The sequence below is a fragment of the Nitrosomonas marina genome, from assembly GCF_900111605.1.
GTDB lineage: Bacteria > Pseudomonadota > Gammaproteobacteria > Burkholderiales > Nitrosomonadaceae > Nitrosomonas > Nitrosomonas marina_A.
In genome coordinates this window covers 1-25,011 of sequence record NZ_FOIA01000012.1, presented here as the reverse complement: position 1 = coordinate 25,011, position 25,011 = coordinate 1, and the positions used below count along the sequence as shown (strand labels likewise).

Genomic DNA, 25,011 nt, shown 5'->3' with positions numbered 1-25,011 from the left:
GTCTCAATAGCCTGCTTAATAATCCGGCTCCCAGTCCACCAGGATTTCGTGGCATTTCAAATCCACTTTTTTTATAACCGCTGATTCAATAAATGGAATCAGCAGTTCCTTGGCGTCCGGCGCTGCACTTTGTGCGGCATCCTGTAAAGTATTCTGCACGCGCAGCACGTCATTTGCGCCGGTTTCAAACAATCCTGCAACAGTGCCCAATTTTACGCCATCTAAATTAACGACCGTAACGCCGATCAAATCTGACCAGTAATAGCCTGCTTCTCCACTATCCGGTAAATCAGGCAGCTGGTTTCGTGGAATAGCAATTTTCAAGCCTTTATACTGAAGTGCCTGATCCCGGTCATTGCATCCTTTTAATTTAGCATCCAGCAGTGTGCCGTTGACACGCCCGGATACAAGCTGCATTTCAATCCAGTCGCTGCTTTTCGTTTCGCCGGTTTTGTTTTTTTCGAGCCACCATGATGAGTAATCAAGCAGCCCATCGACTTTTTCTGTATAGGGATAGACTCTTATCCAGCCCTGTATGCCAAAAGCATTCACCACGTGACCCATGACGATCATGGACGCTTGGGTTATGTCAGGATGCGTTATCTGGCGATGCTTCCTTGCTTGTTGCTGCAAACTGTTTCAATAATCGTTTAACAGTGCTGGACACCTGTGCGCCTTTGGATTGCCAGTAGTTGACCCTATCCAGATGAATACGCAAGGTTTCCTCGCCGCCTGTCGCTCTCGGGTTGTAGAAGCCGACACGCTCTATAAACTTGCCATCGCGAGCGCGCAGGGAATTAGCTACTACCATATTGTAAAAAGGACGTTTTTTTGCACCACCGCGTGCCAATCGTATTATGACCATATTTTTTGTCTGTTAGCGTTTGCCTGAAAGCTTTAACCTTAAAACTGAATTTCTTTTATCAATCCACACATACACAGCAAAAGCTGATTTTGTGGTAACCGTAGATTTTACATGCACTTTCGGCATGAAGGCAAGTGTTGTTTTGATTTTGGATTTTACGATGTTAATAAAGGCCAGGTCCGTTTATTAATAATAAACCAAAATGTTTTCTTGTTTATATCCTGTCCATGTTTAATTAATACAAATTAACTGCAATACTCATTTGATAGAATCCGGCTATAGGTAGATAAAATTATAAAAAAATAGATTTGACCCCTATTTGACCCCTATTTTGACCCCTATTTGTGCGTAGTCCCCGATGTAGCAATGATTTGTCGAATTGACGCGATCCGTGCAGTAATACTATTCTGATTCCTTCGTGTGTGCTCTACACACAATTTGCTATTGTGCTGAATGCGCAAATCACCTATCTTTAGCACCTCAAATACTATTCGATCAAGGAATAACTATGAATCCATTATTATCAGTCAAAGGCACCATTGCCGTTGGTTTTGTTCTCGCAATTGCGCTTGCTTTCGGGTTTGGTAATGGTCTTGCCGGGTTAAATACAACGGTCTGGCTGCATGTGCTGGCGGGCGTCTGCTGGATCGGTCTGCTGTATTATTTTAATTTCGTTCAGGTCCCCGGTGTCAGCGATGCACTGGCGAACCCGGACGGTCCGCAACCTGCCGCAATCAATAAATACATCGCGCCAAGAGCGCTGTTATGGTTCCGCATGGCTGCTGCAGTAACATGGCTTACCGGTCTTAGCGCGCTGGCCCAGATTGGCGGCGGCATGCAGGGTATTGTGGACGCGTTTATGCTGACAAACGGCATGGCAGTCATTGGTCTGGGTTCCTGGCTGGGTACTATCATGTTATTCAACGTCTGGGTGTTGATCTGGCCAAACCAGAAGAAAATTCTGGGTCTTGACGGCAAGGAACATAGCGCCGCGGTCATTGCAAGTGCGAAAAAAACCGCGCTGCTGGCATCGCGCACCAATACCGCCTTATCGGTCCCGATGCTGCTTTGCATGGTTGGATACGGCCATGGGTTAACGTTCTTTTGATCGTCGTGGAAGGGAAACGATAATTTGACCGCGTTCCCATTATGTCGCCGAAAGACCAGTCAGCAGGGCCATGAACAGAATCAGGCCCTTTTGATTGTTATTGTTTTCTGACCGGGCATTCGTTTTTTTCTATCCTGCTGTTATTCAGACCCGAACCCTTCGCATTCACAAAGTCTGATGCATTCCTTACCTTACTGGCGACTGTCAGGTTTTTATTTTTTTCATTTTGCAGTGATTGGCGCGTTCGTGCCGTACTGGACCCTGTATCTTCAATCGCTATCATTTAGTGCGCTGCAAATTGGCATTTTGATGTCGCTGTTGCTGGTGACACGGATTTTTGCGCCTGCCGTCTGGGGCTGGCTGGCGGATCATACCGGCCGGCGTATGATGGTGGTGCAGTTCGCCGCACTGGGCGGTTTTGTCAGTTTCATTGGATTTTTCTTCGGCCAGTCTTTTGCCTGGATTTTTATGGCGATGCTGCTGATGAGCTTTTGCTGGAGCGCGGCGTTGCCGTTGATAGAAGCAGTGACGTTGTCGCACCTGAGGGATAAAACCGACCGGTACGGCCAAATTCGGTCCTGGGGTTCGGTGGGGTTTATTCTGACGGTTGTTGGCGTTGGTTATCTGCTGGATAGGGTTGGCATTATCTGGCTGCTATGGGTGGTGCTGGTATTAAAACTGGGCATACTGGTTTTTTCGCGCAGCGTTCCGGAATCCGAGGTAATCGGCGAGCGTGTGGACCAGGAATCAATGCGACAGCTGTGTCAACGCCCGGAAGTGTTGGCATTTCTGTTTTCCAGCTTGTTGATGATTTTTGCGCATGGCGTTTATTACACGTTCTTCTCAATCTATCTTGTAGAGCACGGTTATGACAAGGGCTTTGTCGGCTGGCTCTGGGCAATCGGTGTGATATGTGAAATCGGGGTGTTTTTTCTGATGCCATGGATGATGCGGCGTTTTAGTCTAAGAACAATCCTGATGTTCAGTTTTGCTTGTGCTGTGCTGCGCTTTCTGATGATCGGCTGGGGCGTTGAATGGGTGGCGGTGATTGTATGCGCGCAGGTGCTGCATGCGGCAACTTATGGCGCACACCATGTGGCAGCGATGATGCTGGTGCATCGTTTCTTCCAGGGCCGGCATCAGGCAAAGGGCCAGACGATTTATACCAGCGTTTCGTATGGACTGGGAGGGACTTTGGGTGCAATCCTAAGCGGTAGTGCATGGGATAATCTGGGCGCAGAGACCACGTTTACGATCAGTGCGGTATCCGCGTTGCTGGGAATGATACTGGTGGCCTGGAAGGTGAAAATGATAAAGTGCCAGGGTTAATAATAGACCCTTATTTATCCTCTCCGGCGTATAGAAAACGGTGTTGCATCGGGTTTATTGAATAGATCCGTCTGTAGATAGTACAAAGTTTGCTGTGATGAAAGTTAGATTGATATATTTTTATAAAAATTAATGAGGTAGTGTGCATAATGGAGTGTTAGGCGAAAAAATGGCTAAAACAGAACCAAAAATGGAGTTTTGGGGATTGGAAGTACCGACGGAATATCCTATTACAGAGCATGTCACATACAGTGAAAAGGGCAAGGAACTTACCGCAGAGAATCGAGAAGCTTGGATTGAGTTCTCTAGGGGTATTAAGGCCACAGCATACCGTTTTATTGCATTCAAAGAACTTATTTTACAAATGGAAACGAAATGGGCTGCATTAGAGTTGTACCCTGATCACCGTTATCTCTTCGAACAAGAGAGGGATCTATTGTCCCTGTTCGTTTTTGGAGTTTCAGCGATTGAGAGTACCTATTACTCGCTGTACGTCCTGGCAACCCAAGCAAATCCAACAGCGCTAGAATTTGGTGATATAAAAGGGCGAAAATGGGGCTCCGATCCTAGACAGATTAAAAAACAAATCAAATCCGCACTGGGTAATGTTTCGATTATTGCAGCGATTCGGTCCATAGAACGTTCGGCCAACTGGCGGGATTGGAATCAATATCGAAATCAAATGTTTCACAGTGTGGCTTCGCCGCGGACTCACCGTCTGAATGTTTCTTCGAATCCTCCAAAGCCCAATATCCTCGATTATGGTCCTACTTGGTGCACTCCAGCATTGTTGAAAAATTCTTGGCAATTTCAAGAGTATCTCCCATGGCTCTCGAGTAAAATTGCTCGCCTGATGGCGGAAGGAAGTAAAATTGAAAAAAATGCCTAACAATACGTTCCTGCGGATCCCGAACACTCCGCGGATTTTTTCGTATGCAAGTTTTTTTCAATAAATGAAGCGTAGCAGTGATAGAGTCAGGCTCATATTCAAATTCTACAGACACAATCTTTCATTGTTACAAAAGACAAATAATGCGTCTTTAGAATTCTCGTGGCCACCATGCAGCAGAGCCTGCTGGCCGTACAGCCTTTCTTAAGGTATCAGACCGTTAGTTACTCAGGATTGCGATTCCATAAACGCCCTGGCCATGCACAGATCTTTCCAGGCCTTGGCTTTTTCGGGCAGCGCGCGCAACAGATACGCCGGATGATAGGTGACGATCAGGGGGATTCCGTGATAGTCGTGGACTTTGCCGCGCAGGTTGGCAATGGTGTCGGTACTGTTCAGGAGATTCTGTGCGGCCACCTTACCCAGCGCAACGATAAGCCTGGGTTTGATCAGCGCAATCTGCCGGGCGAGATAGGGCGCGCATTGTCTGGCTTCGTCTTCGCTGGGATTGCGGTTATTGGGGGGGCGGCATTTGACGATGTTGGTGATATACACATTTTCACCGCGTTTGAGCTGGATAGCGGCCAGCATGTTGTCCAGCAGTTTTCCGGCCTGGCCGACAAACGGTTCGCCCAGCGCATCTTCGCGCGCGCCGGGGCCTTCGCCGATATAGAGCCAGTCCGCGGCTTTGTCACCTACCCCAAAGACCGTTTGGGTGCAGGTTTGCCGTAACGGGCAGGCAGTGCAGTCGGCTACGGTTGCTGTCAGTTGCTCCCAGTCCATATCTGCGACTTCAACCATCGGGCGCGCGGTCTGTTCCAGCGAACCGGTTTCGGCCTGTGTCGACTGGTTTTCTGTCTCGGCATCGGCGTCGGCTTTAAGACGCCATAGCGGCGTCAAACCCAGTTCTCGGAGAATGATTTTGCGCCGTGTATTCATTGTATCCAGGGCACCTTTAAAAATTCATAGTTTTAAACAAGACAAGGCGCGAGCAAAAAATGTTGGCGCAGCATATGATAGATATGTAAGGAAACATTTTTTGTGAGCAACGAAGTATTGTAACGAAGTATGGATTTTTAGAGGTGCCCTTCATAGCATCAGGCGCATAACCAGCGCATCCTCGCGTCCGCACATGGCCGGATAGTAGCCCTTGCGTGTGGCGATTTGTTTAAAGCCGAGCTGCCTGTAGAGTCTGGCTGCGCCATGATTTGACTCGCGCACGTCCAGAAGCACCGATTTGGCATGGTTCTCGCCCGATTGCTGTATCAGGTATCTAAGCATTTTCTCACCCAGACCTTTTTTCTGCCATTGCGCGCTGATACCAAGCGTCAGAACATGCGCCTCATCCGGGCCGAGCAGCAAAATGCTGTATCCTAGCAACGTGTTGCTGGCTTCCATGACGCTGCAAAGATAACCCGCGCGAATAGAATCGGCAAAATTTTCCAGAGACCATGGGAATAGAAAAATCTCGCGTTCAATCAGGATGACATGGCGCAGATCGGATTCGCGCATTTTCCTGATAACCGGATCGTGCGGAAGCTGGGACACCACTGAATTCATCGTTCGGATTCCTTGAGGGCTACTTTGTTGCGGATGTATATCGGGGCTGCCAACGACGGATCAGCATGGAAGTCGCTGATGTCTCTGGTGGCGGCAAGCACGGCGATTTCACGGGCATGTGGATAGCATCCATATTGGATATGGGCCAGTTGTTGACCATAACGTTCCGATAGTGTGTTGTCGTAGATATCAAACCCGCTGCCGCAACCGATCCACTGCGAACCGGATACGCCGGGTGCATGTTGCGGCCGGCATAATGCCGGCTTGCTGGCAACCTGCCAGCGGCCTGCTTCCCTGACAAAGGCGGCGTGATAAATCTCGCCCATCCGCGCGTCCATTGCCACGACAATGTTGTCATGCAGTTCCTGTTGAGCGATTGCTTCCAGTGTGCTGATGCCGATGACTGGCAAGCCGGTGGCAAAAGCCAGTCCCTGCGCTACGCCACAGGCTATTCTGAGTCCTGTAAAGGAGCCCGGCCCGGCGCCAAATGCGATTCCGTCGATTTTTCCCAGCTTGAGGTCGGCATCCGCCAGTATTGCCTGGACCATCGGCAGTAATAGTTCGGAATGACGGCGAACAGCCAGTGTTTCGGTCTGCGAGATTTCTCCGTCATTAAAGAGCGCTGCCGAACAGTATTCTGTAGAGGTGTCAAAAGCCAGTATTTTCAATGTAAAACTAATGTCGTATCGAAAGTCGTATCGCAAAAATAAAATGTGGTTCAGCAATATCTGAAGCAATCCCGGTTCTTCGTTCGCGGCGAGCCATATGCCGGTTACGATGCCAATTGCGTGACTGCTAGTGTGCACATTTTAACATCCTGTCAGCCGAGCCTCCATTGATGAAGTGTTTTGTAGCGGACCCCCAGTTTGTTTTGTTCCGACTGCATGAGCAGCCAGTGCGTGACCTGCCATGCAATCGGTTTGTCAAAATCTGCCGGTTTGTGTTGCGTGGCTTTTCTAACCAGTGTCATGTGCGGCTTGTATGCCCGGTCGTCAGATTCAAACCCGGCGTTGCGGGTCGTGGTCCTGATTGCGTTTGCAAGCGTAAATAGCGCCGGCGGATATGTTTCGGCCGCCGCAAAAATTATTCGACTGCGTTTCCAGAATCGGGTTTTTTGAATGATCAGATCAAAGGGTTCAGCAGAAATGTCGCTGGCGGCTGAAACGAGTCCCGGAATTTTTTCCTTGGGTGTACGTCCCAGGAATAATAATGTCAGATGAATATTTTCCGGCCTGATGTGGCGCCCGCCGGACTGCTCAGCCAGTTTTTGCGCCATGTCGCCCAGTATTGTCCGGATTTTTCCGGCAGGCTGAATGGCGAAAAATAACCGTGCCTCATTTGGTTGATTGTTACCGTTGCGGATTTTCGCGTCGCTGCTGTTTCTGGTCACACTATCTGTTTAATGTTGCGGTCTGCTGAATCAGGCATACGGCGTCAGCCATGATGCCTTCCTTGCGCCCGATCGGGCCGAGATGCTCTGCAGTCTTTGCCTTGATATTGACGCAATTTTCGGCTATTGCCAGATCCAGAGCGATATTGGCAATCATTGCCGGAATATGGGGTGCCATTTTGGGGGCCTGCGCAGTGATCGTGGCATCGACATTGACGATTCCGTAACCGTGCGTTTGCAATAATTGCCGTACGGCGCGTAATAATTCGCGGCTGTCGATATTTTTGTATCGAGCGTCGGTATCCGAAAAATGCCTGCCGATATCGCCAAGCGCGGCCGCTCCCAGTAAGGCGTCGCATATTGCGTGCAGTAGCACGTCCGCGTCGGAGTGTCCCAGCAGTCCTTTTTCATGGGGAATGGTGACGCCGCCGATGATCAGTTTGCGGTTCTCGACGAGCTGGTGTACATCAGAGCCTTGCCCTATTCGTATGCCATTATTCATTGCTGGTTCCTTTGTTGCATGATGAGCTCGGCGAGCGCGAGATCCTGCGGGTAGGTGATTTTAAAATTATCGGATTTGTTGTGCACCAGCCTGGGATGGTGGCCCATGGCTTCAATAGCGCTGGCGTCATCGGTAATGCTCAATTCCGGCACATTGTTCAATGCTTCCAGAAGCATCGCATAACGGAACATTTGCGGTGTCTGCGCCTGCCAGAGATGTTCCCGCGATTCGGTCTGCAGTATGCGGGCGTCAGCTCCGCTACGCTTGAGCGTGTCGGCGACAGGTACTGCGAGCAGGCCGCCGATTGCGTCGTCGGCGAGTTCGTCAATCAGCTGGCTGAGCTGGTGCTGTGTCAGTAAAGGCCGGGCGGCATCGTGCACCAGAATCCAGTCGGACGACTCAATGGCAAAGTGCCCGGCTGCGGTGTTCAGTCCGTTGAATACGCTTTCCGCGCGGGTTTCACCACCGCAGTAGAACACGCTCAGCTTGTCGGAAAACACGTCCCAGTCATATTTTTTCCATTCGGGGTCCTGTGGTGAAAGGACGATAAATACGCGTTTGATCTGAGGTGATTCGCAAAATGTGCGAGTTGCGTGATAAATCATGGGATGGCCAGCCAGTGTCAGGTATTGCTTGGGCAACTGATTGCCCATTCGCGCACCGTAACCGGCTGCTGGAATAAGCGCATAATAATTCGGCATTGTAAGTATGATGATTAAAAACAGGACTTCGGTAAGTTTTGTATGCCGTGTATTCTAATCAATAATTGTGTTTGCCGGTAACCCTTGTAAGGGTTTATTGATGATACAAAATCGGATTGTTATGCATTTCGGATTACAATATATGTTTGATCTATCGATACAGGAGGCAGAGAGACTGATGGAAGCAGAACAAATCAATGCAATGGATGAACAGCTTGAGGCGCTCAATACGCGCACCCGTGACTTGCGGAGGTATCTTTGACTACGACAGCAAGAAAACAAAACTTGTCGAGTTAAACCGTTTGCTCGAAGACCCGGCTATCTGGAATGACGCCAAGCAGGCGGAACAGGTGAGCCGGGATAAGAAATCGCTCGAAGACGTGGTATTGACGCTCGAGACGCTGGACCAGCAGCTCAGTGATACCGGTGAATTGTTTGCGCTGGCAAAAGAAGAATCCGATAATGCCGCGCTTGACAGTATCGTCGACGATATTGAAACCGTCGAGGAAACTGTTTCAAAGCTGGAATTCCGCCGGATGTTTTCTGATCCTATGGATCCCAGCAATTGCTTTCTGGATGTGCAGTCCGGCTCGGGCGGTACCGAAGCGCAGGACTGGGCGGCAATGCTGGAACGCATGTACTTGCGGTACTGCGAGCGGCAGGGGTTGCAGGTGGAAGTGCTCGAGGAATCGCCCGGCGATATTGCCGGCATTAAAAGCGCTACCTTAAAAATTACCGGAGAATATGCGTACGGCTATTTGAGGACAGAGACCGGCGTGCACCGACTGGTCAGAAAATCCCCTTTTGACTCAGGCAATCGCCGCCATACATCATTCGCCAGTATATTCGTTTACCCCGAAGTCGATGAATCGTTTGAGGTGGATATCAATCCGGCAGATTTGCGTGTCGACACGTTCCGTGCCTCGGGCGCAGGCGGACAGCACATCAACAAGACCGATTCCGCCGTGCGTGTGACGCATGTGCCGACCAACATTGTCGTGCAGTGCCAGAGCAGCCGTTCACAGCACAAGAACAGGGCGGAGGCGATGTCAATGCTGAAATCCCGGTTATTCGAGGCCGAACTGCGCAAGCGCAACGAAGAAAAACAAAACATCGAAGACGCCAAAACCGATATCGGCTGGGGTCACCAGATCCGCTCCTATGTGCTCGACCAGTCACGCATCAAGGATCTGCGTACTCATGTCGAGACCGGTAATACCCAGGCTGTCCTCGACGGGGATCTCAACCAGTTTATTATGGCGAGCCTGAAGGAAGGCGTGAAATAAAAGTACTGGAAAATGCGTATCGGAATCGATCTTGGCGGCACCAAAATCGAAGGTGTGGTGCTGGATAGTAACGGCAGTGAATTGCTGAGAAAACGTGTGGCCACGCCACAGGCCGATGGTTATCGGGCGATTTTGAATGCAGTGGCGCAACTGACTGGTCAGCTGGAAGCAGAGGCCGGTAGGCGTTGTTCAGTTGGTATTGGTACGCCCGGGGCGATTTCTGCGGTCACTGGCTGCATGAAAAACTCCAATACCGTATGCCTGAACGGACAGCCATTGCTGGAAGATTTGCGGGATTTGCTAAACCGTCCGTTGCGTATCGCCAACGATGCCAACTGTTTTGCGCTGAGTGAAGCGCTCGACGGCGCGGGAAAAGGCCATAACGTGGTGTTTGGCGTGATCATGGGTACCGGCGTTGGCGGTGGTGTGGTGTTCAACGGGCAATTGCATGCGGGCCGCCAGCATATTGGCGGAGAGTGGGGACATAATATACTCGAACGGGACGGGCCAGCGTGCTATTGCGGTCATTGCGGCTGTGTGGAGACGCTGATTTCGGGTCCGGGGCTGGCGGCTGATTTTCATCGTTGTGGTGGAGATCCGGCACTGGCTGCCGGTGATATCGTTGCATTGGCGGCGCAGGGGAATGTCCTGGCTGAGACTGCAATGCGGCGGTTTTTTGACCGCTTCGGCCGCGCACTGGCGACGGTGGTCAATATCCTTGATCCTGATGTGGTTGTGCTCGGCGGCGGCCTGTCGAATGTAGACAGGCTTTATACCGAAGGGCGCGAGCGCGTCGCCCACTATGTGTTCAATGACGAATTCACTACGCCTGTATTGAGGAACATACACGGTGACAGCTCCGGCGTGCGCGGCGCCGCGCAATTGTGGCGTCCGCATGAAATTGATCCGGCTTGCTGAGTTTCTGTTCAGGACCGTTCTGGATGATGCAGGGTCAATAGATAAACGCTTTCTATCAGCCGGGTCAGTCCGCGCTGTTGAAAACGCGGACTGTCTGCAAGCACGTCAATCTGTGCCAGCAGTCGCACGTCAGCGTCCGGCTGGTACAGCGCAGTTACTTCTTCGGGTGGCACCGCATAGGGTGGACCCTGCATTTCAGCCTGCGGATAGTCAAAGCCGACCAGCAGAATCTGAGTGGCGGGCGGCAGAATGTCGATCATGCGGGCGACATACCGTCTGCGTATATCCGGTGGTAGTGCGACCAGCGATGCACGGTCATAAACAGCGTGAATGCCGGTCAAATCGGTTTTGTTCAGATCAAAAAAATCGCCGTGCAGAATGTTGATGTTTGCTGCGGAATAACAATTGAAAAGGCCGTTTGGAAGTTGTTCCAGGGCTGGTACGAGCGCATTCTCCTGATAAAAAGCCTGCACTGCGAGCGCGCTTAATTCAACGCCCAGTACGTCATGACCCTGATCACGCAGCCAGACCATGTCGCGTGTTTTTCCACAAAGCGGCACGAATACCGTGCTGCCGGCAGCAAGGCGCAGTACTGGCCAGAATTCGACCAGATACGGATTGAATGTCTCCAGATGAAAGCCGGTTTCGTTACGCTCCCATCGATCTAGCCAGTATAACTGGGTCATGTCAACAGCCGGATTGAGCGATTGGCGACTTTATTGTGTGTATACATCGCATATATGGCTGCTTTTTGCTTCCGCCTTGCTGGTTGGAAATTTGAAGTCAGGCAACATTTTTTGTGCCATTTCGCCGCATTCCCGGGCGATCCGGACATTGTCGTCGTTGGCCATTTCCCGCCCAAATGTAACTGCCACGTCCATTGCTTCGTCCCGTCTGCCAGACTGGCACAGGGATTTGATTTCGGCTTCCACGGTTTGCGCACGCTGTCCCAGGGCCGCAAGTGCATTCTGGTCAATTTGGGCCATGCAAGCCTGCATTTGCCGTGCCTGCTGCATGAGTTGCTGCATGTGTTCCGGATTGAAGCCTGTCTGTTGCGTATAGCCGGCAACAGGGATCAAAGCGAGAATAAATAATACTGTTAGTTGTTTTTTCATGGCATATCTCAATTTATCGATATTGTAAGATGGCATTTGCACTATTAAAGCATAAAATCCGTGCGCCGTTACTGAACAGGTTGTTACAAAACTGTTTATATGCAGGCCGCGACAGCATTCTTCAGGGGCTGTCAGGGGTTTTCTTCAGTTTTGGTGGGCGCAGATTAGCTAATTTTTCAAATAACTTTGATCTATTTCAGTTACACACAAGCAGTGAGGTATTCATGGAAGCGGCAATGACTATTGCACAACATACTTCTTTAATCAAATCAAAATTCAAGGCAGCCGGCATTCATCTGGCTATCAGCGGCATTGTTTTTCTGATACTCGCATATTTTATTATATTCAAATGGTATCCCCTGCCGTATTTCACCGCCGATGGTGGCTGGCAGGGTATACGCATTGTTGCATTGATCGATCTGGTGCTCGGTCCGCTGATGACACTGATCATTTTTAACCCGGGAAAATCGAAACGGGAGATCCGGTTTGATCTTGGAACGATTGCGCTGGTACAGGCCAGTGTGCTTGCCTGGGGCATTTATACAGTGCACGATGAACGCCCGGTTGCCATCGTTCACTGGGACGGTGAGTTCTTCAGCATGCCTGCCAAAGCGTATCATCAGCAGAATATCGTTTTGGAACAACTGGCGCAATACGGTACGAAAACACCCGTGCTGATTCATGCCAGGCGCCCGGTCAGTATTGAGGAACTTCATGAACTGCTCGCCCTGAGTACTGAAAAAAAACTGGCGCCGTTTGAACAGTTTCAGCTTTACCGTCCGTTCAGGCAAAACCGGGATGAAATATTTGTGAATCAACTTGATATTGATGAAATCGTTGCACGCAATGCGCAGATGCGGCAGGAACTCGATACCTTCCTGGCACAATCGAAAGGCGATAAAAGCGATTACATTTATATGCCCTTGCAGGCCCGGTACCATAATGTGATTCTGATTTTTTCAGCAGCCGGTGAAGTCAAGGGAACGCTCAATGCGCCGTACAAGCAATAACCGTGAAGACTGAGGATCGTTGAAAAACTGTCCGGGTGCCGTTGGCGCAACGGTTAAAAAAACAGATGTAATGACGCATCTCATGCAAAAACTGTGTTTTCACCTTTTTTTTTTGTCTCGGCCTATTGACAGTCTGACAATGGTTTTCAAGATCCGCCCATAGCAGGAATTTTTTTCAATCAGACTGGAGATCAGTAAATAAGATGAGCACGCGTAAAGAAAATGAACGGACAGAGATGCAAAACAGTATTGTCCGTATGCAGATTATCGGTGTAATCCCCACATTGTTTCTGGGGCTGGGGATTTATGGTCTTGTTGTCGCCAAAGGCGATGCATTTCATCCGTTATTGAATAATCATGAAGTTGTGTACACCATGCTGGCTACCGGTATCGTGCTTGAAATTTGGCATTTATCGAAAATGATCCCGTTGTTCAAACAGTATGCAAAGTTTAAACAATTGAGCGGCATGTAGGTTTTATTTCAAACTGGTGGTATCGAAGTTTGCCAATTGGACGGGTTTTGCTTCACAACCTGTTAAAGGAATACAATTGCTGTATGTCGAACCATAATATGGTTTCAGTTGAAATAACAGCGATAGTACGGTGACTCAATTCAAATCAAATGGCATTCTTATTGAATGCATCCAGGGAAACATTGCCGAGCAGCCTGACATGGCCGCTATTGTTAATGCGGCGAATGCCCAACTTCGAACTGGCGGTGGCGTTGCCGGTGCCATTCACAGGAGCGCCGGCCCCGGACTTGCGGCGGAATGCAGGGAGTTTGCGCCAATCCGCCCTGGGCAGGCAATCATTACCGGCGCGCACCGGCTGCCGAATCGTTATGTCATTCATTGCCTGGGACCGGTTTATGGGGTTGACGAGCCTTCTGATGAATTGCTTGCTTCGTGTTTTCGCAATGCCCTGAAGCTGGCTGAAGAAAAAGGCGTTGAATCCATAGCTTTCCCTGCAATTTCCACAGGTGTCTTTGGGTTTCCGCTGCAGTCTGCAGCCAAGATTGCATTGAAAACGGTGCTTGATGTTCTGCCCGACTTCACCAGGGTCAATCATGTCCGTTTTGTTTTGTTCAGCGATGCTGATCTTCAGGTTTTTGCAGAAACACTCAGTGCTTGTGCCAATGCCTGATTCTGTATTTCAAACCGCTGATAACAAGTTTATGTTGCAATCCATTTGCAGGGCCGGATGGTGAGCAAAACCGGAATACCGATAAACGCTTTGGCGAACTGAAGTGACGGGTGAAGTCCCGATATCAGGAAAAACTGCTATGTATCGAATATACCTGTTACTTATGCTGGGAGTATTGTCGGGATGCGTGCAGCCGCAATATGTCGACAAGCCATATCCGCGCTGGGGGAAAGAATACCCGATTACCGGATTATCCGGCACTGGTAACGCGGTTGCATCAGATTCCCTGTTGCTGCGTGTCATGGCACCTTCGGAAGGAAGACCGCCTGTGGGTTGTTTACTGCTTGTGCACGGCATGAACGAATATATCGGTCGTTATGAGGATGTTGCACACTTCTTTTCGCGGCAGTATATGGTCGCCGGGTTTGATTATTTTGCGCACGGCCTGTCCAACCCGGTGTTGCAACAGGCAGATAAAAGACTGGCTGACGGTGCTGATAAACAGGATGTGAGCGAAGCGTATCTGGCGCAGGTCGCGCTTGACGATCTCGAACCGCTACGCCGTGATCTTGATCGCGCAATCAAAAAAACGGTGCAGATCTGCGATGCCCAGGATAAATCGAAAAAACCGGTATTTATTGTTGCACACAGTCTCGGCGCGCTGGTAACGGTTTCATATGCGCTGCAGCGGTATGGTGCCGATGAAGCGGCCGACCGTATAGCCGGTGTTGTACTTCTTGGGCCCGGTTTCGCCGTCAGCGAAGTGCCGGGGTGGCGGGGCTGGCTGGCCAATCCGTTGATCAAGTTGTCGTTCCATGCCGAAACGCATTTTTTGCATCCACACGATGAGCCGTTACCTGTATTGCTTTTCAATCAGCTTGTGTCCTTGTTGACAGTGCCGATTCTGGACGGAGCATTTGAAGTGCTTTCCTGGCCCGGTATACGCCGTCTTGCCACACCAGCAGCACCCGACTGGGTCGTTGATTATCTGACTGACAGCGCCAGTGAAAAAGCCCGTTTGCGATCTGATGGGTGGATTATTCGACGCAGCCTGTTGCGGTACGTTAAAGGAATTGAAAATGAAATTGTGCAGTTTCGCCGCCACATGGACAGGTTTTCCTTGCCGTATTATTTGATATTTTCCGTGCATGACCCCATCACGCCGGCCTGGGGCAGTAAAGATTTTATCGACGCAACATTACACAATCATCCTGATAATGCATACCAGGCATTGCAGCAATGGCGTTACCATCAGCATTTATTTTTGACTGAGCCGTTAAGAAGCAGACTGTTGCATGATATCGATCAATGGCTTGCCAGGCGAATTCAAGCGCTTCAGCAGGAAGAAGAGTGAAACCGGTTAAATGTAATGATCAATTTTTGTGAATAGCTGCAAAAGATGCGGTAGCATAATGTTTTTTTTCGACAGACTGAACTACTATGCCCGTAAATATCACTGCATTAGCTCCAGACCATTTATTGCCGGTACCGGGCGTTTCGCTGGGCATTGCTGAAGCAGGTATAAAAAAACAGCACCGTAAAGACGTGCTGGTTTTTAAACTGGATGAAGGCACCCGGGTAGCCGGTGTTTTTACACATAACCGTTTTTGTGCCGCACCGGTGATTGTGGCGAAGGCGCATCTGGCCTTGTCAACGGTTAGGGCGCTGGTGGTGAATACCGGCAACGCCAATGCCGGTACCGGTGAAACAGGGTTGGAACATGCCCGCACAACGTGCGCGGCGCTTGCCGAACTGCTTGACTGTGAAACGAAACAGGTGCTCCCATTTTCTACCGGTGTGATTATGGAGCCATTACCTATTGACACACTGGTTAACGGATTACCAGCTGCCGTGACGGACCTTAAAGTGGATAACTGGTTCGACGCGGCACGGGCGATAATGACGACTGATATCGTGCCCAAAGGCGTGTCCAGACAAATTACACTAAATGGCAAAACGGTAACCATTACCGGCATTGCTAAAGGTTCGGGCATGATCAGGCCAAATATGGCAACCATGCTTGGTTTTGTTGCCACTGATGCCAACATCAGTCACGCGCTGCTGCAGGAGATTGTGCGTTATTCAGCAAACCGTTCATTTAACTGTATTACGGTGGATGGCGATACATCGACAAATGATGCATTTATGCTGATGGCAACCGGCTGTGCCGGTCACACCGAAATCGATGAACGAAACAGCGCCGAATTTCAACAGCTCAGGGATGCTGTAACCGATGTGGCAGTAACGCTGGCACAAATGATCGTGCGAGATGGTGAAGGGGCAACCAAATTTATTACCGTGCAGGTTGATTCCGGTTACAATGAAACAGAGTGCAGGCTTGCAGCATATGCCGTTGCGCATTCGCCGCTCGTTAAAACCGCTTTTTTTGCGTCCGATCCCAACCTCGGCAGAATACTGGCGGCAATTGGCAATGCTGGAATCGAAGATCTCGATATCAGCGGCGTTGAGTTGTATCTCGGGGATGTTCTGGTGGCTGAAAAAGGTGCGCGTGCACCAACCTATCGGGAAGAGGACGGTCAGTCTGTCATGAATCAATCCGAAATTACCGTGCGGATCGTGTTGAACCGTGGCGCCGCGTCGTCAACAGTCTGGACGTGTGATTTTTCATACGATTACGTGAAGATTAACGCCGACTACCGCAGCTGATCGCTGGTGCAATTAATATGGAAGAATTGAAAAAGTTCTGCGATCGCGCAGAGGCGCTGCTTGATCGTCTTGAAAATTTTCTGCCTGTACAACCGCTTGAGCCTGACTGGTCGTCAAGCACTGCTTTTCGCTGGCGTCGCCGCCACAACAGCGGTTTTATTCAACCGGTGCCACGTCCGCACCAGATAACGCTAAAGGACTTGCATGGTGTTGATAACCAAAAAAGGCTTGTTGATCAGAACACCCATCAGTTTGTGCAGGGTTTTTCGGCAAATAACGTACTGCTTACCGGCGCACGTGGCACCGGCAAGTCATCTTTGATCAAGGCGGTGCTGAATCAGTATGCCGGCAACGGGTTGCGCCTGATAGAGGTGGAAAAGGATCATCTGGTGGACCTGCATGACATTGTGGAACAAATAGCGCAGCGCCCGGAGCGGTTTATCATATTCTGTGACGATCTTACTTTTGAGCGTGATGAGCCAGGCTACAAGGCATTGAAGGTGGTGCTGGATGGCTCCGTTGCGACGGTCTCGGATAATGTGCTGATTTATGCTACATCCAATCGCCGGCATATGGTGCCGGAATATATGCGCGATAATCTCGATACGCGTCATGTGGGAGAAGAAGTGCATCCAAGCGAGACAGTCGAAGAGAAAATTTCACTGTCGGAACGTTTCGGTTTATGGGTATCGTTTTACCCGTTTGATCAGGATCAGTATCTTGAAATTGTGCGCTGCTGGCTGGCCGGTTTCGGGTTTACAGAAATGAATGATGAACTACACCGGGCGGCATTGCAATGGGCACTCGGGCGAGGTTCGCGCAGTGGCCGGGTCGCTTGGCAGTTTGCGTGCGATTTTGCAGGGCGGCAACATGCCTTAGGCCGGTTGCCCGTTCAGCCCGGCAAGTGACTGATTCATGATGACGCGAGAATCATTCGGGATTGTTGATGTCGCCGCTGCCGTAATTATGCAGCCGGATGGCCGTTTCCTGCTGACATGCCGCCCCGAAGGAAAACCCTACGCCGGTTACTGGGAATTTCCTGGCGGCAAGATAGAACCGGGAGAGTCGCCGCTGCATGCGCTGGACCGGGAGCTGCAGGAGGAACTCGGTATCCAGATTCTGCATGCAGAGCCATGGATTACGCGTAACTTTACGTATTCCCATGCCACTGTTTGTTTGCATTTTTTCCGCGTTATCCGGTGGCAGGGAATGCCGCAGGCCCGGGAACATCAGCAACTGGCATGGCAACGGCCAGATCAGGTCACGGTTTCACCGATGTTGCCTGCAAATGCACCAGTGTTGCGTGCGTTGATACTGCCCCCGGTTTATGCGATTACACGGGCAACGGAGCTTGGTGTCCCGGCCGCTTTACAACAGATTGAATTGGCGCTGCAGCATGGAGTTCGCCTGATACAGATCAGGGAAAAAACGATGGAAAAGGATGTGCTGCAGGCGTTTGCAGAAAAAATTATATCGCTTGCGCACGGGACGGGAGCGTATGTTTTACGAAACAGCGATACGATTTTGCCTGATACGTGTGGAACGGATGGCATTCACCTGACCGCGCCGCAGCTCATGGCTCTGTCCAGCCGCCCCACATCAGGGGACAACTGGTGTGGCGCCTCCTGTCATAATAGCGAGGAATTGTACCAGGCCTCACTAATTGGAGTTGATTTTGTAGTGCTGGGGCCGGTTTTACAGACGTCGAGTCACGCCGATGCAACGCCAATGGGGTGGCGGAAATTCGCCGACCTTATCCGTGACTATCCGCTTCCGGTTTATGCCCTGGGCGGCATGGAGCCGGATGATCAGGCCATCGCCCGCGAGCTGGGCGCGCATGGCGTGGCCATGATACGCGGAACCAGCCGTCTGTAAACGCTGTATTACAGTTCCAAAATGATTGAAATTCGGTCAATTTTTATTTGGACCGGGTTCATCACTCTCGGTTACAGATTGTTCGGGTTCCGGAATTCGATAGGATTCCTGTGCCCATTGTGCAAGATCCATTGTCTTGCAGCGTTCTGAGCAGAAAGGACGAAACCTGTTTGCCTGGCTCCAGATCACGGCTTTACCACATTGTGGACAATTGACGGTGCGTTGTTTCATGGTTGTTTATTCTAAGTTATATTCACAGAATAGTTCAAATTGCGTTGTTCGAACTGATGGATGACACCTTGTATGCCTGAAGAAAAAGTCAAAAAATTGCCTGCCGATTCTGCCGTTTTGCGCAAACAGGGTACGCATAATCAAATGCCTATTGCTGTTGTATTGATGGGGCCGACAGCGAGTGGGAAAAGCCGGGTCGCACTGGAGATCGCACAACGATTTCCGGTTGAGATTGTCAGCGTTGATTCGGCGCAGGTTTACCGGTATATGAACATCGGTACAGCCAAGCCAGACCGGAAGATACTGATTCAAACACCGCATCATTTAATTGACCTGATAGATCCGGTTGAACAGTATTCCGCTGCACAGTTCAGGCAGGATGTACTGGACGTGATGCAGGATATTGTCCGGCGTGGCAAGATTCCGCTATTGGCTGGCGGAACCATGTTGTATTTTCAGGCACTGCTGGATGGACTTTCGACGCTGCCGGAAGCCGACAGCCAACTGCGTGCAGCAATTGAGAACGAGGCAAAGATCTCCGGTTGGCCAGCATTACACAAAAAGCTCGCCACGATTGATGCCGAAAGTGCTGCACGGATTCAACCTGCGGACAGCCAGCGTATACAACGTGCGCTGGAGGTCTGCATGATTACGGGCCGTCCTATGTCAGAGATTCTCAAGGCGCCTCGAAATGCTGAACTGCCTTTTCGGTTGATCAAGATTGCACTATTACCTGCTGATCGCAGTCAGTTGCATCAACGGATTGCGGAACGCTTTGAAGGTATGCTGCAAAGGGGGCTGATTGATGAACTGTCGTTGTTGCGTCAGCAATTCGAGCTAAATCCGGATCTACCATCGATGCGTTGTGTTGGCTACCGGCAGGCATGGCTGTTTCTCGAGAAAAAAATCAACCATGAGACGTTGCGTGACAAGGGTATCGCTGCCACGAGGCAACTTGCCAAGCGACAACTGACCTGGTTACGCAGTATAATGCGTGGACATGAAATCATTGCTTTTGATTGCCTGGCAGATGACGTGCATCTTCAGGTTTGCAGGTTTTTACAAGCTGCGCATATCGTCAGTGAAACAAAGCAGTGACAAAGCGAGAAGGTTGCAAACATTGCTGTTTTTTGATTATTGTCAAGATGCAAGACGCAATTTCGTGAGATTTTCAAAAAGCAGTGAGAAAGCGCAGTGAGAAAGCGTTTACCTTATTTGGTTTTTAAATAATTTTAAAAGGAGATTAAGTATGAAGTATTCTTTTTTGGCACTCGTAATTGCAGTTTTTGCTTTAGGTGCATGCGGTGAGCCGAGAAGAACACCTGACGGTCATCTGATGGATAAGCCGACACCATCTGCTTATGATGCTGCTGATTTTGATACCAGCCCGAGAGAATCAGATGATGAGTAATGCTGAATGTTAAGATGATTGGAATAACAACATACGAATGTTATTTGTAATGTTTACTGCGTCATCTGTAAAATTTGTCAATCCTATTTAACCCGCTGCAGCAATGCTGCGGGTTTTTTGGATAATGGGCTGCTTTCCGGTTTTGTACCGAATGACTGATATTGAATGGTCTAGTCGGCGATAATACAGCAGGGTTATGATTGATAGGTGATCTTGCGGATAATCGGGCGCAGAATTTCATGCCGTACTGAAAAACATGAGAACAGTTGAATTGCACTTCAGAATGAATTATAAGACCCGTTGAGCAATAACATTTTGTTGAGAACTTGATAGGAAGTGAACTTATGTTTTGTCGTGATACATTAACAATTTCCATCGTTGCGTTCATATTGGTATTCGGCCTGAGTGGATGCGAAAATTATGCAGAAAGAACGCATGAATCATGGATCGAAAAGCCGTCTGGCATTGCCTATGATGATTCAACCATTTACGCTAGGATTTCCTATGCACTCAATACGGACCCCGACCTGGAAGGCAGCGAGGTCGAGCTCAAAGTCGATGATGGTAACGTACTGCTGACCGGAACAGTGACAAATAACCATCAAATTACCAAAATCAATATGCTGTCCTGGATGGTTGACGGCGTCAAAGATGTCGATAACCAGTTGAACGTCAGATAACCGGGAATTGTTGATTATAAAGGTGGCTGATAAGCATAAAACCCCTGTCCGGTGTTTGGCAGGGGTGCTTCATCAGGAAATGAACGAATCGATTGACACTTCAGCGACATTGCTGACTATAGACATACCGCGAAGTGTTAGATGCCGCGCAGCAATTCATTAATTCCAGTTTTAGAGCGTGTTTTGGCATCGACCTGTTTAACGATTACTGCACAATAAAGGCTGTATTCCTTATTCGCTGAAGGTAGGCTGCCAGAAACGACGACCGAGCCGGGTGGGATGTGTCCGTAGGTGACCTCACCTGTTTCGCGATGATAGATTTTAGTGCTCTGGCCGATATAAACGCCCATTGAAATGACCGAGTTTTCGCCGACGATAACACCTTCAACAATTTCAGAGCGTGCGCCGATAAAGCAGTTATCTTCAATAATTGTCGGATTGGCCTGGACGGGTTCCAGCACACCGCCTATGCCAACGCCGCCGGATAAATGGACATTTTTGCCGATTTGTGCGCATGAGCCGACAGTGGCCCAGGTGTCTACCATCGTGCCCTCATCGACATAAGCACCGATATTTACGTATGATGGCATTAGAACCACATTGCCGGCGATAAAGGCACCTTTACGAACCGCCGCCGGCGGAACAACACGGAAACCGCCGTCGCGAAAATCACGCGAACTATAATCAGCAAATTTTGACGGTACTTTGTCGTAATAATTGGAAAAACCGCCTTTAATAAAGCTGTTGTCTTCAATGCGGAATGACAGCAGTACGGCTTTCTTGATCCATTGATGGGTGATCCATTCGCCATTGCTTTTTTCAGCAACGCGCAGTTTGCCGCTATCAAGCATATTCAATACCTGCGCGATTGATTCTTTCAGGTTGGCACCGACATTACGCGGTGTGATTTCGGCGCGACGGTCAAATGCTTCTTCAATCGTGGTTTGCAGTTCTTTCATAGTTTTTCCTAGGTTTTGTTAGTAAGAATTTTTTTGATTGCTGTATTTAAGCGCGGCTCAAATCGTTCAGCAGATTTTTAATTCGATCAATTGCTTCGATACATTCAACCAGTGGCGCTACAAGCGCGATACGCACGTGATTTTTTCCCGGATTGACACCGTGTACTTCACGGCCCAGATAACTGCCCGGCAGCACGGTGACATTATAGTCGCGGCGCAGCTGCCTGGTGAAATCAGTATCGCTGATCGGCGTCTTGTACCACAGATAAAAGCCCGCATCAGGCATTTGCGCAGCCGCTGCACCGGACAACCTAGTCGTTGCTTCGGAAAATTTCCGGGTGTATAAGTGCCGGTTTTCTGCAACGTGAGTTTCATCACACCAGGCGGCGATACTGGCTGCCTGTGTTGCAGGATTCATGGCGCAGCCATGATAAGTACGATACAGTAAATATTTTTCCAGAATTTGCGCGTCGCCCGCAACAAAACCGGAACGTAGCCCCGGTACATTCGATCGTTTGGACAGACTGTTGAATACCACCAATCGTGGAAATCCTGTGCGTCCCAATTGATGCGCAGCAGTGAGCGCGCCCAGTGGTGGTCTGTTTTCGTTGAAATATATTTCAGAATAACACTCATCGGCAGCAATGATGCAGCCGTAGCGATCTGATAACTCGAACAGCTGGCGCCATTCATCCAGAGACATGACGCTGCCCGTCGGGTTGTTCGGATTGCAGACATAAATCAGTTGTGTGCGTGACCAGACAGTATCGGGAAGCTGTGAAAAATCCAGCCTGAAAGCATTGTCTGCGGTAGTATTGATATACTGTGGCGAGGCGCCGCCAAGAAGTGCAGCACCTTCGTATATCTGGTAAAAAGGATTTGGGCACACAACATAGGGTGCAGGTGTTGCAGCTGTATCGATAACAGCCTGAGCAAAAGAAAACAAAGCTTCACGGCTGCCGTTTACGGGAATAATCTCGCTGTCTGGATTGATTGCGGGCACATTAAAACGGCGCACGATCCAGTCTGCGATGCTGTGACGCAATTCTGGCATGCCCTGTGTCGTGGGATAATTTGACAGTCTGTGTAAATGTTCGACCATGGCCTGACGTATGAAATCCGGTGTTGCATGTTTGGGTTCGCCTATATGCAGATTGATTGGACTTAAGTCGGCTTTATGTGCGAGGTTTTCAAACAGTTTACGTAGTTTCTGGAACGGATAGGGCTGCAGAAGATCAAGATTTGAATTCATGTTATTGCGGATTTATCGCTATTATTCTGTTTTGTGTGGAAGGTCAATTCCGAGTTGTAGGCTTCACCGGTAACTTTGTCTGTTGTTGCCTGATTATAAGGCGTATGTGCATGAATGGCCAATCCAAACATGCAATCAGTTAGTCATTTCGATATTTGAAATAACCAGTTCGATGTACAGTTTTTTATTCCAGGATCTGCTTCGGCGGTTAAACCGGATGCAAGGCTTTGCAAAAGCCTTCGGTAGCGCAGTTTATCAATCCGTTCTTCCAGGCGGGGGTTAGCAGCGAAACGAGTAAAAATTTTTCCTGCCCTGTTCTCTTTGTGAAAACATGTTTATTTCTATCATGTTATATCGGTTTTTCCTGAAGTAAGCAGTTCTGCACAAGTTTCATTCAGTTTGCTTGCTGGAATGGAATAAATGTTGCGAAGTGAATAAAGCATAAAAAAACCGGCATATCGCAATCGATCCAGAGATGTGATATGCCGGGTAGCTTCCCTGTATAACTTGAATAAATCCAATCATTCGGTTGGGCTGTACTGGTTATACGCTGGCTGGTGGGCAGCGCTTCGTCAGATAAGGCTGCAAAGAATGATAAAGCATTATACAGGGCAAATTCTCTGCACGCAAACAAAAACAATTATCATTAACATTAATTTTTAAAGATAAAACCAACCGTAAGCAAAATTATGTCGAGAACACATGCTTATTGGTTAAGACGTCGTTATTGACACCAAATGAACAAGGGTAGACTGTGAATAAGATCAATTACAAAAAAATATGGACACGATCTTTTCAGGATCAGATGCGTTTCGGTCGAACGGATATTTGTTTATATATGTAGGTAAATGAAAAAACTGACATCAGTGATGTGATGGTGGGAAACGATGACACTGGCCGGGTCCGGCTCTGCTGCTTCTTTCGACTGTATTGTTGCAGTTGCCGGTTTTAATTTAAAGTGGCCTTAACAAATAAATGATCAGTGTGGTTATCAATGCAACAAATAATGTTTTAATTCCCGACCAGAGCCAGAGATGGCCGCTAATCCGTCCGAGAAAAACACCAAGCAGAAAAATTAATATGAAAGCAAGCAGGGTGGCAATTTCCAGAGGATTTTCGATAAGTCCGGGTATCCAGCGAGCAATCATCAGTGGCAGCATGATAATGATTGCTATGATAAATGGTGTTAGGCCGTTGGTGGCAGCAACGACCATGGGCATGATTCTTGCTGCCCGGCCATGCGCCGATTGACTCAGATTCGACAGCATGGCTTCTTCCAGATTTTTCAGTTCCTGCTGCTTTTCGGCAGCCTCGCTGATATAAGCGCTGGTTATGCCACTCATGCCCAGCGCAACCGCCGCACCCAGACAAACATTGATGACCGTAATCAAATCGGTTTGATTGCTGACATGAAACCCCATTAAAAGACCTAACATGGCGAGCGCGCCGTCAAAACCATTGACGACAAAATAACGTCTTGCGATGAGATGTGATCGTGTGATATTCGCCAGAAATGAAAACTGATTGATCAGTCGCATGGAGGAAAAGGATTTTCAGGCCGCTGGATCTGTTCCAACGACTTCAACCTCATCAATGCTGTGAATGGATGCGCCCATGGTGCTAATAGCTTCTTCGATAATTTCAAATCGAATATTATCACCGGCAATGGAAAGTATGACTGATTCTGTTTTTTCATCCACTTCCACAACCGTATATTTGATATGGCAGTCAGGGCATTTTTCTGCTAAAGCACTGGCAAATGCCAGTCCATTTGGCTGATGCGGTTTAAGTACATCGAGTATTAAATGTTTTACTCTAACCATAGTTGCATAAATTTGTTAATTACTGTTGTGTTTCAGCCAGACAATTATTGCATGGTATATAAAATTCCAGACCCTTGCCAAGTAATTAGCCCGAATTTTGCACGAACCTAAAAAATAACGGGATTTTTATAACTAGAGTTTAGAGTTTCAGCACTCCAAAAGGAAAAAGATATCATCAAAAGGAAAATTAACATCAAAAAAACTTGACATTGTGGCACAAAAATCGTTGCCGCGCGCTAAATAGCTTTGTTTTTGAAAGGTATTTAGCGCGCGGCCTCTAGAAGAAATTTTTGAGAT

General features: G+C 49.0%; 30 protein-coding genes. 15 read left to right on the top strand and 15 right to left on the bottom strand.

Annotated features, from left to right (window positions below; genetic code table 11):
• Positions 1-15 precede the first annotated feature (15 nt).
• Complete coding sequence (gene rimM / locus BMY62_RS06940) at positions 16-633, bottom strand: ribosome maturation factor RimM (protein WP_256207469.1); 618 nt, start codon at positions 631-633, stop codon at positions 16-18.
• Complete coding sequence (gene rpsP, locus BMY62_RS06935) at positions 590-865, bottom strand: 30S ribosomal protein S16 (protein ID WP_090626875.1); 276 nt, start codon at positions 863-865, stop codon at positions 590-592. Before rpsP ends, rimM begins: the two co-directional genes overlap by 44 nt.
• Positions 866-1,373: 508 nt before the next feature.
• On the opposite strand from rpsP, the gene BMY62_RS06930 reads away from it, so the two are divergent.
• The 3 genes from BMY62_RS06930 (at position 1,374) to BMY62_RS06920 (ending at position 4,191) form a co-directional block, all read left to right on the top strand.
• The gene (locus tag BMY62_RS06930) at positions 1,374-1,973 is read left to right on the top strand and encodes a urate hydroxylase PuuD (protein ID WP_090658041.1); all 600 of its coding nucleotides are present in this window, start codon (positions 1,374-1,376) and stop codon (positions 1,971-1,973) included.
• Between the two features lie 177 nt (positions 1,974-2,150).
• On the top strand, positions 2,151-3,302 hold the full coding sequence (locus tag BMY62_RS06925; protein ID WP_090658039.1) for an MFS transporter: 1,152 nt from the start codon (positions 2,151-2,153) through the stop codon (positions 3,300-3,302).
• Positions 3,303-3,471: 169 nt separating this feature from the next.
• Complete coding sequence (locus BMY62_RS06920) at positions 3,472-4,191, top strand: hypothetical protein (protein ID WP_090658037.1); 720 nt, start codon at positions 3,472-3,474, stop codon at positions 4,189-4,191.
• A gap of 228 nt (positions 4,192-4,419) precedes the next feature.
• Here BMY62_RS06920 and BMY62_RS06915 read toward each other — a convergent pair whose 3' ends face one another.
• The 6 genes from BMY62_RS06915 to ispD form a co-directional block, all read right to left on the bottom strand.
• Positions 4,420-5,130, bottom strand: a complete 711-nt coding sequence (locus BMY62_RS06915) for a uracil-DNA glycosylase (RefSeq protein ID WP_090658035.1) — start codon at positions 5,128-5,130, stop codon at positions 4,420-4,422.
• 150 nt (positions 5,131-5,280) lie between these two features.
• Complete coding sequence (gene rimI, locus BMY62_RS06910; RefSeq protein WP_090658033.1) at positions 5,281-5,751, bottom strand: ribosomal protein S18-alanine N-acetyltransferase; 471 nt, start codon at positions 5,749-5,751, stop codon at positions 5,281-5,283.
• The gene (tsaB, locus tag BMY62_RS06905; RefSeq protein WP_371264078.1) at positions 5,748-6,557 is read right to left on the bottom strand and encodes a tRNA (adenosine(37)-N6)-threonylcarbamoyltransferase complex dimerization subunit type 1 TsaB; all 810 of its coding nucleotides are present in this window, start codon (positions 6,555-6,557) and stop codon (positions 5,748-5,750) included. Before tsaB ends, rimI begins: the two co-directional genes overlap by 4 nt.
• Positions 6,558-6,571: 14 nt before the next feature.
• A complete protein-coding gene (gene thpR, locus BMY62_RS06900; protein ID WP_090658031.1) occupies positions 6,572-7,141 on the bottom strand; it encodes an RNA 2',3'-cyclic phosphodiesterase in 570 nt (189 codons plus the stop codon).
• 1 nt (position 7,142) lies between these two features.
• A complete protein-coding gene (gene ispF, locus BMY62_RS06895) occupies positions 7,143-7,643 on the bottom strand; it encodes a 2-C-methyl-D-erythritol 2,4-cyclodiphosphate synthase (RefSeq protein WP_090658028.1) in 501 nt (166 codons plus the stop codon).
• A complete protein-coding gene (gene ispD, locus BMY62_RS06890) occupies positions 7,640-8,344 on the bottom strand; it encodes a 2-C-methyl-D-erythritol 4-phosphate cytidylyltransferase (RefSeq protein WP_090658025.1) in 705 nt (234 codons plus the stop codon). Before ispD ends, ispF begins: the two co-directional genes overlap by 4 nt.
• A 142-nt stretch (positions 8,345-8,486) precedes the next feature.
• Here ispD and prfB point away from each other — a divergent pair.
• Positions 8,487-9,630, top strand: a protein-coding gene (gene prfB, locus BMY62_RS06885; RefSeq protein ID WP_256207466.1) for a peptide chain release factor 2 whose coding sequence is annotated in 2 segments (ribosomal slippage) — positions 8,487-8,603 and positions 8,605-9,630 — 1,143 coding nt in all. Because the reading frame shifts where the segments join, the coding sequence is not laid out codon by codon here.
• A gap of 12 nt (positions 9,631-9,642) precedes the next feature.
• The gene (locus BMY62_RS06880) at positions 9,643-10,548 is read left to right on the top strand and encodes an ROK family protein (RefSeq protein ID WP_090658023.1); all 906 of its coding nucleotides are present in this window, start codon (positions 9,643-9,645) and stop codon (positions 10,546-10,548) included.
• 8 nt (positions 10,549-10,556) lie between these two features.
• Here the strand turns inward: BMY62_RS06880 and BMY62_RS06875 are convergent, their stop codons facing one another.
• Positions 10,557-11,234, bottom strand: coding sequence for a thiopurine S-methyltransferase (locus BMY62_RS06875; RefSeq protein ID WP_090658021.1), 678 nt, complete (start codon positions 11,232-11,234; stop codon positions 10,557-10,559).
• 30 nt (positions 11,235-11,264) lie between these two features.
• Positions 11,265-11,663 carry a hypothetical protein gene (locus tag BMY62_RS06870; RefSeq protein ID WP_090658019.1) on the bottom strand — a complete coding sequence of 133 codons (399 nt, stop codon included), beginning with the start codon at positions 11,661-11,663 and terminating at the stop codon, positions 11,265-11,267.
• Between the two features lie 29 nt (positions 11,664-11,692).
• Here BMY62_RS06870 and BMY62_RS06865 point away from each other — a divergent pair, with 29 nt between their 5' ends.
• The 7 genes from BMY62_RS06865 (at position 11,693) to BMY62_RS06835 (ending at position 18,358) form a co-directional block, all read left to right on the top strand.
• Positions 11,693-12,673 carry a hypothetical protein gene (locus tag BMY62_RS06865; protein ID WP_090658017.1) on the top strand — a complete coding sequence of 327 codons (981 nt, stop codon included), beginning with the start codon at positions 11,693-11,695 and terminating at the stop codon, positions 12,671-12,673.
• Between the two features lie 203 nt (positions 12,674-12,876).
• The gene (locus tag BMY62_RS06860; protein ID WP_090658015.1) at positions 12,877-13,146 is read left to right on the top strand and encodes a hypothetical protein; all 270 of its coding nucleotides are present in this window, start codon (positions 12,877-12,879) and stop codon (positions 13,144-13,146) included.
• Between the two features lie 130 nt (positions 13,147-13,276).
• The gene (locus BMY62_RS06855; protein WP_218142946.1) at positions 13,277-13,816 is read left to right on the top strand and encodes a macro domain-containing protein; all 540 of its coding nucleotides are present in this window, start codon (positions 13,277-13,279) and stop codon (positions 13,814-13,816) included.
• 139 nt (positions 13,817-13,955) lie between these two features.
• A complete protein-coding gene (locus BMY62_RS06850) occupies positions 13,956-15,170 on the top strand; it encodes an alpha/beta fold hydrolase (protein ID WP_090658013.1) in 1,215 nt (404 codons plus the stop codon).
• 86 nt (positions 15,171-15,256) lie between these two features.
• The gene (argJ, locus tag BMY62_RS06845; RefSeq protein WP_090658012.1) at positions 15,257-16,483 is read left to right on the top strand and encodes a bifunctional glutamate N-acetyltransferase/amino-acid acetyltransferase ArgJ; all 1,227 of its coding nucleotides are present in this window, start codon (positions 15,257-15,259) and stop codon (positions 16,481-16,483) included.
• Between the two features lie 17 nt (positions 16,484-16,500).
• The gene (locus BMY62_RS06840; RefSeq protein WP_090658010.1) at positions 16,501-17,391 is read left to right on the top strand and encodes an ATP-binding protein; all 891 of its coding nucleotides are present in this window, start codon (positions 16,501-16,503) and stop codon (positions 17,389-17,391) included.
• Positions 17,392-17,398: 7 nt separating this feature from the next.
• Positions 17,399-18,358: a Nudix family hydrolase gene (locus BMY62_RS06835; RefSeq protein ID WP_371264077.1), complete on the top strand. Its 960-nt coding sequence runs from the start codon at positions 17,399-17,401 to the stop codon at positions 18,356-18,358.
• Between the two features lie 36 nt (positions 18,359-18,394).
• Here the strand turns inward: BMY62_RS06835 and BMY62_RS06830 are convergent, their stop codons facing one another.
• Positions 18,395-18,589, bottom strand: a complete 195-nt coding sequence (locus BMY62_RS06830; RefSeq protein WP_090658008.1) for a DNA gyrase inhibitor YacG — start codon at positions 18,587-18,589, stop codon at positions 18,395-18,397.
• Between the two features lie 165 nt (positions 18,590-18,754).
• Between BMY62_RS06830 and miaA the strand changes: the two genes are divergently transcribed.
• The 3 genes from miaA (at position 18,755) to BMY62_RS06820 (ending at position 20,680) form a co-directional block, all read left to right on the top strand.
• A complete protein-coding gene (miaA, locus tag BMY62_RS06825; protein ID WP_218142949.1) occupies positions 18,755-19,687 on the top strand; it encodes a tRNA (adenosine(37)-N6)-dimethylallyltransferase MiaA in 933 nt (310 codons plus the stop codon).
• A 151-nt stretch (positions 19,688-19,838) separates the two neighbouring features.
• Entirely contained in the window at positions 19,839-20,000 is a 162-nt protein-coding gene (locus BMY62_RS16090; protein WP_177170321.1) for a hypothetical protein, read from the top strand.
• A 344-nt stretch (positions 20,001-20,344) separates the two neighbouring features.
• A complete protein-coding gene (locus tag BMY62_RS06820; protein WP_090658006.1) occupies positions 20,345-20,680 on the top strand; it encodes a BON domain-containing protein in 336 nt (111 codons plus the stop codon).
• 137 nt (positions 20,681-20,817) lie between these two features.
• Here BMY62_RS06820 and dapD read toward each other — a convergent pair whose 3' ends face one another.
• The 4 genes from dapD to BMY62_RS06795 all read right to left on the bottom strand — a co-directional run bounded on the left by dapD (position 20,818) and on the right by BMY62_RS06795 (position 24,714).
• The gene (gene dapD, locus BMY62_RS06815) at positions 20,818-21,639 is read right to left on the bottom strand and encodes a 2,3,4,5-tetrahydropyridine-2,6-dicarboxylate N-succinyltransferase (RefSeq protein ID WP_090658004.1); all 822 of its coding nucleotides are present in this window, start codon (positions 21,637-21,639) and stop codon (positions 20,818-20,820) included.
• Between the two features lie 46 nt (positions 21,640-21,685).
• On the bottom strand, positions 21,686-22,891 hold the full coding sequence (gene dapC / locus BMY62_RS06810; RefSeq protein WP_090658002.1) for a succinyldiaminopimelate transaminase: 1,206 nt from the start codon (positions 22,889-22,891) through the stop codon (positions 21,686-21,688).
• 953 nt (positions 22,892-23,844) lie between these two features.
• The gene (locus BMY62_RS06800) at positions 23,845-24,429 is read right to left on the bottom strand and encodes a VIT1/CCC1 transporter family protein (RefSeq protein WP_090657998.1); all 585 of its coding nucleotides are present in this window, start codon (positions 24,427-24,429) and stop codon (positions 23,845-23,847) included.
• Positions 24,430-24,444: 15 nt separating this feature from the next.
• Complete coding sequence (locus tag BMY62_RS06795; protein ID WP_090657996.1) at positions 24,445-24,714, bottom strand: DUF211 domain-containing protein; 270 nt, start codon at positions 24,712-24,714, stop codon at positions 24,445-24,447.
• Between the last annotated feature and the right edge of the window lie 297 nt (positions 24,715-25,011).